Origin of the sequence: uncultured Campylobacter sp. (assembly GCF_938045405.1) — a bacterium.
In the GTDB taxonomy this organism is placed as follows: Bacteria; Campylobacterota; Campylobacteria; order Campylobacterales; family Campylobacteraceae; genus Campylobacter_B.
The window spans coordinates 1-6,265 of record NZ_CALIMW010000299.1 but is presented as its reverse complement, the minus strand read 5'-3'; the positions used below and the strand labels follow the sequence as shown (position 1 = coordinate 6,265).

Below are 6,265 nucleotides of genomic sequence, written 5' to 3'. Positions count from 1 at the left end.
TGTAAATTTTATTGCTCTCTAAAATAAAGATATCTTTGGGGTTTTCGACGATGCAAATTTTATCGCTCTCGCGCTCCTCGTCGGCGCAGTATTCGCAGATTTCGCCCTCGCATACCGCTCCGCAGATGCGGCATCTGTGCAGTCCGCGCACCGCCTCTTCGATATTGTGCGCTAAATTTAGCCCCAAAAAGGAGTTTTGTACGCTTACGTAGTAGGCAAAGCGCAGGGCGGACTTTTTGCCCACGCCCGGAAGCTTTTCAAAGCTCGCGACGAGCTCTTCGAACCTGTCTGTGCCGCTCATATGGCGCCCTTCGGCGAAAAGACGATCGAGAAGTAGTGTGTGCCGTCGCTGTAATTGTACTCGAAGCGGAATTTGTGTAGCTCGCAAATTTTATCGATGATGTAAAGCCCGAGCCCCATGCCGGTGGCTTTCTCGTCTTTATTTCTAATGAAAGCCTGCTTGTAGTGTTCGAAAGACTTCGCAAGGGCCGCGCCGCGGTTGGCGACGCTTACTTTGTTTTCATCGCAGATGATGCGGACTTTTTTATCGCTGGAGTATTTTAGGGCGTTATCGATTAAATTTTTAATCGCTAGTGCAAATAGCCCGAAATCCACGTTTATCACCGCATCGCACTCGATATCCGTGTTAATAAGCTCGTCCCAGTTATCGAGCATAGACATATCTTTTACTTGCTCTAAAATGAGGCTGAAATGATAATCCTGATAATTTAGCGAGTAGCTTTTTGAGAGCAGCTGCTCGATTTTAGCAAACTCGTTGATTAAAATTTCAAGCCGCTCAAAGACATTGACGAGCCGCTCTTTTTGTGTTTCGTCATCGAGCATTTCGGTGATTAGCCTGCCCTTGCCGATCGGGGTTTTGAGCTCATGCATGATGGTGCGTAAAAACAGCTGGCGCGAGCGGATCAGCTCTTGAATTTTAGCGATTGCGTTGTTAAATTCCTGTGCGACCTGCCCGATCTCGTCCTCGCTATGCGTGGCGGCTAAATTTACGTCCAAGTTGCCCTGGGCGAATTTTTTGATATTTTTGCTTAGTTTTTTTAGCGGCGTAAAACTTCGCACGATCGATAAATAAAGCGAGATCAAAACTGCCATCGTAAGCAGAAATCCGACCCAGAGCGGATCGTTTAAATTCTTCGTGCCAAGGCTTTCGAAAACCACGACGAAAGAGTTGTTTTTTATATTTAAAAACAGTGAATTATTATACTCGACCGAGCTAAACTCGCCGATAGAAGTGTCTTGGACGAAAAAAATTTTACCGCTCGTGATGATGTTTTGGATGATATTTTTGTCTTTTACAAGCTCCAAGCCATAGCTGGAGAAGTAGCGCTCAATATCGCTGGGAGGGGCATTACGCTTGTATAGCTCAAGTAGATTATTGACTGCATTTATTTGATTGGCCTGCATGCTGCCTAGAGCTCTATTCATCTGCATCCGTGCGAACGTGATGAAAAGCACGCAGACTAAGATGATCGCGATTACAAAAAAAACCGAAATTTTGGTGATTAAGGAGTGCTTCATCCGATGAGCTTGTAGCCGATACCGCGAACCGAAAAGATATGCTTAGGCGCTTTGGAGCTGTCGCCGATTTTGGTGCGTAGGCGCCCGATGATGACATCTAAGCTCTTTGAATCCTTATCTTTTAGGCTCTTGCAATGGTATACGAGCTGCTCGCGGGATACCGAAAAGCTATGCTGCTTGATGAGGTATTCTAAAATTTCATACTCCGCAGGCGTTAGCACGAGCGACTCTTCGCCGAAGTAAATTTCATGGCGCTTATCATCGATGCGAAATACGCTATCCGTGGCGGTTTCTTCCTTTTCGCTGGCTTTTTTGTAGCGGCGGATTAGGCTCATAATGCGCGCGTGCATCTCTTTTGGATCATAAGGCTTTGGCAGGTAATCGTCCGCACCGATCTGAAGACCTACGACGCGATCGCTTACGTCGCTTCTAGCCGAGCTGATGATGATCGGGATATCGTATTTCTCGCGGATCTCTTTGCAGACTTCAAGTCCGTCCATCCCAGGAAGCGTAAGATCCAAAATCAGTAGATCGTAGTTTTTGATCCCAGCGCTAATGCCCAGATATGGGTCTTCGAAGTTTGTAACTTGGATGTTAAATTTAGCCAGATATTCGGTTAGAAGCTGTGCAAACTCGCTGTCGTCTTCTATCATCAATACATTTATCATTTTTTATCCTTTGCATCGTTGATTTGAAATTTTAAATATTGCATTATACATAAAAATAGTTAAGTCTTAACTTGCGTTTTATTAAATTTAGATAAAATTGCCCCTTTTGTATAGTTTAAGGAGAATTTCGTGGAAGAAGATTATTATGAAATTTTAGGCGTGGCGCGCGATGCTGACGCCGAGACGATAAAAAAGGCATTTCGAAAGCTCGCTTTGCAATTCCATCCCGACCGCAACCAAGGCGACAAGGAATCGGAGGAGAAATTTAAAAAGATCAACGAAGCGTATCAAATTTTAAGCGACGATCAAAAGCGCAGGATGTATGATCGCTACGGCAAAGAGGGCATCAGCGGCGCATATAGCGGCGCGAGCGGCGGAGGATTTGATTTCAGCTCGATTTTCGGCGATTTTTTTGAGCAGGCATTCGGCGGAGGCGGTCGCTCACGCCCTAGCGATCCATACGGCATAGATACCGAACTGGCCGTAACGCTGGAGTTTAAAGAGGCCTTAGAGGGCGTTCACAAGGAGATAAAATACAAGATCAAAAAGCCGTGCCCTGCCTGCGACGCTACCGGCTCGAAGGACAAAAAAAGACATACTTGCTCCGCTTGCGGCGGCACGGGGCGCGTCGCGGTCAGGCGCGGATATATGAGCTTCATCCAAAGCTGCTCCGAATGCGGTGGCACGGGCGAGATCGTAAAAGATAGATGCAAGGATTGCAGCGGCAGGGGCTTTACCGAAGAGGACGTGAGCCTTAAATTTGACATTCCCGCAGGCATAGACGACGGACAGCGCGTGCGCCTAAGCGGCAAAGGCAACGTCTCCAAAACCGGCGAGATCGGGGATCTGTACGTGATAGTGCGCGTGAAGGAGGACAGCCACTTCCTGCGCGACGGAGATGATCTGTATATCGAGGTGCCGGTGTTTTTCACGCAGGCGATCTTGGGCGAGAGTATCGAGGTGCCGACGCCGCGTGGCAAGGCGGAGCTGAAGCTCAAAGTAGGCACGAAGGACAAGCAGCGCTTCACGATCTACGGCGAGGGCGCGCCGAATATCCGCACCAAGAAAAACGGCGATCTGATCGTGCAGGTAAACGTCCAGACGCCTAAAAAATTGAACGAGAAGCAAGAGGCGCTTTTGCGCGAGCTTCAAGAAAGCTTCGGCAGCAAGGGCGGAGGCGACGAGGGGATACTCGATAAGATCAAGAATTTTTTCAAGTAAACTGCCTTGATTTGCCTTGATCTGTTTTGAGCGGCGATTGTTTAAGCTCTAATTTAGCGGGCTGCGGAATTTTAAATTTAGCCGCTGTTCGTTTGGTCCTCCGCTGCTTGTTTGCTCGCTCGCTAGCCGTCGTTCATTTGATCGTAGCTTGTTTGATCTTCGCCCGCTGCTTCATGTGATTAGCGCCTATCGTTTAGCCACCGTTTGCTAAGCGCTCTCTGTCTGATCGTCGCAAACACTGCGCGGCTTTATAAGGCAATACTTGCGAGTAGAATTTTATCCGTGTCTGCGGCGATCTTTGAATGCTACTGCGACGTTAAACGACGGCTCGGAGCGGTTCGCGACTGCAAGCGACTACAAATTCAAAAAGGACGAAAATGGATCGCAAAAGCGGACCTGCAAATTTCAGATCTGCAGACGATGAGATGTTTGCGTTTTTATCGAGCTTGGGCGATCGCTGGCAGGTAAGCGAGGGCGGAGCGCGCTTTATAGAGAAAAATTTTACCTTCATCGGCTCCAAGCCCGTCTTGCGGGGTTTGAAAGATTATGCGACCGCGGATTGTAGGAATTTTACCGATGCTAAGAGTTTCATAGACGCAAACCCCGCGGTAAAAGCGAGGATTTTAGGCGGCGAAATCTGCTATCTAGGCGATAGTCTAACGGGCGCCGAGGTTAAATTTGCGCCTGAATATTTTTACGATTTTTTAAAATTTATAATGGAGCAGATCCCTGAACACCACTATTTTTTCAGTCCTACCGCGCGCTGGCTCCTGCTGGTTGCGATGGAGAAATACGTGGAATTCGCGGCTTTGGATTAATATTTGGATCCACGAAAATTTGCGAAATTTCGCGGCCTGTGCCGCGCAAGTTTGGGAAGGCTGCTGCGGCGTGGGGCGAAAGAGGAATGAAAGATCGGTTGAAATTTATCGACTGCGGCAAGAACCGCGACGCAGCGGCGTGAAATTTAAACGGGCGCTCCGTTCGCGAACTAGCCCTTGCCTAGCTTGATACGTGCCCTAAAATCGGGCATGATCTGCGCGATGAGCGCGTAAAAATCCGCTCCGTGATTTGCGTGGATGAGGTGCGCGAGCTCGTGCAGCACGACGTATTCGACGAAGCGCCGATCCCGCTCTATCAGGCTTAGCGAGAAGTTGAGATAGCCCTTAGCGTGGTTGCAGCTGCCCCAGCGCGTCTGCATTTTGCGCACCCGCACCCGCGCGATCTTGCGGCCTATTCGCGGGGAAAATTTCTCGATATAGCGTAGGTAAAGCTCAAGTGCAAAGGCCTTTTTAAACGCCGCAAACTCGCCCTCGCTCTCGCAAAAGATCGCGTCTCGTGACATAAAAATTTTATCTTTAAATTTAGAGCTTTGGATAAAATTTTTAATCGTAAAATCGGGCTCGTCGCGCTCCTCCGCTTGCGCGCTTTGCGCTACATTTTGCGGCGCGTTTTCGCTCGCGGATTTTGAAATTTTTTCGCTCATGAGCGGAATTTCCTCACTCGTATCAAAACTAAAATTTGAAATTTCTCCGCTCACAGCGGGTTTAAATTTTAAAATTTCTTCGCCCGCGACAGGTTTAAATTTTAAAATTCCGTCCCTTGCGGCAGGATTAAATTCAAAATTTTCGCCGCTTAAGGCGGAGTTAAATTTGCCCGCATCACTGCTTTGTGAAACGCATCCGTCCGAGTGAAATTTTAAAATTTCAAGCTGCACGGTAGCGCTAAATTCCGCTCCCCTCGGCGCAGAATTCTATCCACTTTAAATCTCGCGAGCCGCGAATCCTGCAACGGTAATTGCCCACAGGAACAGAACAACCCACAGAATCTTAATGTGCGGGTAGGTAGCCTTCTGGTTGATCTCGGGGGAACCGTCTTTGCCTTTGCTCATCACATGCTCGACTTTGGCGTTAGTAGCTGTTCCCCAGAAGTCGATAAGAATAATGCGAATACCGTTGAAGGCATGGTACACGATGGCTGCCACAAGCGCAGTCTCTCCCAGACCCATCACGGGGTTTTTGTAGAGACCGAGAACGCTGTTGTATGCCTCGGGAGAGATACGGACAACGGCGGTATCAAGTACGTGAACCAGTAGGAAGAAGAATATAGCGATACCTGTCACACGATGAGCGACCCAAGACCACATGCCCCATCGGCCGCGGTACAGGGTCCCCTTTGAACTATTCAGCACTGAATAACCTCCTGTCGCCGCTGAGACGACGTCGGGGTCTGTGTGTTTAACCTCGGCGGGAAGCGCGCTCAGCAACTCCTGTGATTTCATATTGTTAATTTCAAGATACCAGGTAATTCACAGGCTTATTGACACCTCGTCTCCTTATTTCGCAGGAAACTACAAGGTTAATTACGAAATAGTTATTTTGCGATACCCCTCCGTGAGCTGAGTTCATGCGGAACTAACCTTTACCTAATGTGATGCATCTCTTGATATTTTTTATCTGAGACTTTCCTGGAAATCACTCTAAGAATTCGGCATATTACAAAAGCCCCCGGTATTCTGGAACTGATGAATACTGCATTAACCCGTTTCCGCCCGCTTATTCCAGCTGGCGGTGTTGGTTCGCGTTTGTGGCCGCTTTCGCGTGCTCAGGCGCCGAAGTTCCTTCTCGACCTCACAGATTCAGGTAAATCGCTCTTGCGTGATACTTACGACCGTCTCATTGATTTGAGCAACGGCTCCGTCATGGTCGTGACCGGCACTTCTCATGCCAACGCTGTAACCCAGCAGATTCCCGAATTACGAGCCTCCGACCTCGTCTTGGAGCCCTCCCCGAAGGATTCTGCAGCCGCTATTGGTTTAGCGTGCGCTATTATTCACGAGC

At 48.5% G+C, this 6,265-nt stretch carries 7 protein-coding genes and 1 pseudogene; 3 read left to right on the top strand and 5 right to left on the bottom strand.

Annotation, left to right across the window (positions count from 1 at the left end; all coding sequences use genetic code 11):
* From Q0140_RS12465 to Q0140_RS12455, 3 genes and pseudogenes are all read right to left on the bottom strand, one after another.
* A pseudogene (locus Q0140_RS12465) lies at window positions 1-301 on the bottom strand (recombination protein RecR); the annotation flags it as partial.
* Window positions 298-1,539: an ArsS family sensor histidine kinase gene (locus Q0140_RS12460; RefSeq protein ID WP_297965033.1), complete on the bottom strand. Its 1,242-nt coding sequence runs from the start codon at window positions 1,537-1,539 to the stop codon at window positions 298-300. The pseudogene Q0140_RS12465 and the gene Q0140_RS12460, both read right to left, overlap by 4 nt.
* On the bottom strand, window positions 1,536-2,207 hold the full coding sequence (locus Q0140_RS12455; protein ID WP_005870149.1) for a response regulator transcription factor: 672 nt from the start codon (window positions 2,205-2,207) through the stop codon (window positions 1,536-1,538). The genes Q0140_RS12460 and Q0140_RS12455 overlap by 4 nt, the downstream gene beginning before the upstream one ends.
* 129 nt (window positions 2,208-2,336) lie before the next feature.
* Between Q0140_RS12455 and dnaJ the strand changes: the two genes are divergently transcribed.
* Together dnaJ and Q0140_RS12445 are read left to right on the top strand one after the other, a co-directional pair.
* Complete coding sequence (gene dnaJ, locus Q0140_RS12450; protein ID WP_297965032.1) at window positions 2,337-3,428, top strand: molecular chaperone DnaJ; 1,092 nt, start codon at window positions 2,337-2,339, stop codon at window positions 3,426-3,428.
* A gap of 377 nt (window positions 3,429-3,805) precedes the next feature.
* Window positions 3,806-4,246: a hypothetical protein gene (locus Q0140_RS12445; RefSeq protein WP_297965031.1), complete on the top strand. Its 441-nt coding sequence runs from the start codon at window positions 3,806-3,808 to the stop codon at window positions 4,244-4,246.
* 170 nt (window positions 4,247-4,416) lie between these two features.
* Here Q0140_RS12445 and Q0140_RS12440 read toward each other — a convergent pair whose 3' ends face one another.
* Window positions 4,417-5,142 (bottom strand): M48 family metallopeptidase, encoded by a 726-nt coding sequence (locus Q0140_RS12440; protein ID WP_297965030.1) that lies wholly within the window; start codon window positions 5,140-5,142, stop codon window positions 4,417-4,419.
* Window positions 5,143-5,187: 45 nt separating this feature from the next.
* Window positions 5,188-5,706, bottom strand: a complete 519-nt coding sequence (gene sdhC, locus Q0140_RS12435; protein ID WP_297965029.1) for a succinate dehydrogenase, cytochrome b556 subunit — start codon at window positions 5,704-5,706, stop codon at window positions 5,188-5,190.
* A 243-nt stretch (window positions 5,707-5,949) separates the two neighbouring features.
* Between sdhC and Q0140_RS12430 the strand changes: the two genes are divergently transcribed.
* On the top strand, window positions 5,950-6,265 hold a 316-nt coding region (locus Q0140_RS12430; protein WP_297965028.1), incomplete at its 3' end, for a sugar phosphate nucleotidyltransferase.

What these genes read in the sequence shown, in the direction of transcription:
- Q0140_RS12460 (WP_297965033.1), bottom strand. Translation starts at nt 1,539, where the DNA reads ATGAAGCACTCCTTAATCACCAAAATTTCGGTTTTTTTTGTAATCGCG.
- Q0140_RS12455 (WP_005870149.1), bottom strand. Translation starts at nt 2,207, where the DNA reads ATGATAAATGTATTGATGATAGAAGACGACAGCGAGTTTGCACAGCTT.
- Q0140_RS12445 (WP_297965031.1), top strand. Translation starts at nt 3,806, where the DNA reads ATGGATCGCAAAAGCGGACCTGCAAATTTCAGATCTGCAGACGATGAG.
- sdhC (WP_297965029.1), bottom strand. Translation starts at nt 5,706, where the DNA reads ATGAAATCACAGGAGTTGCTGAGCGCGCTTCCCGCCGAGGTTAAACAC.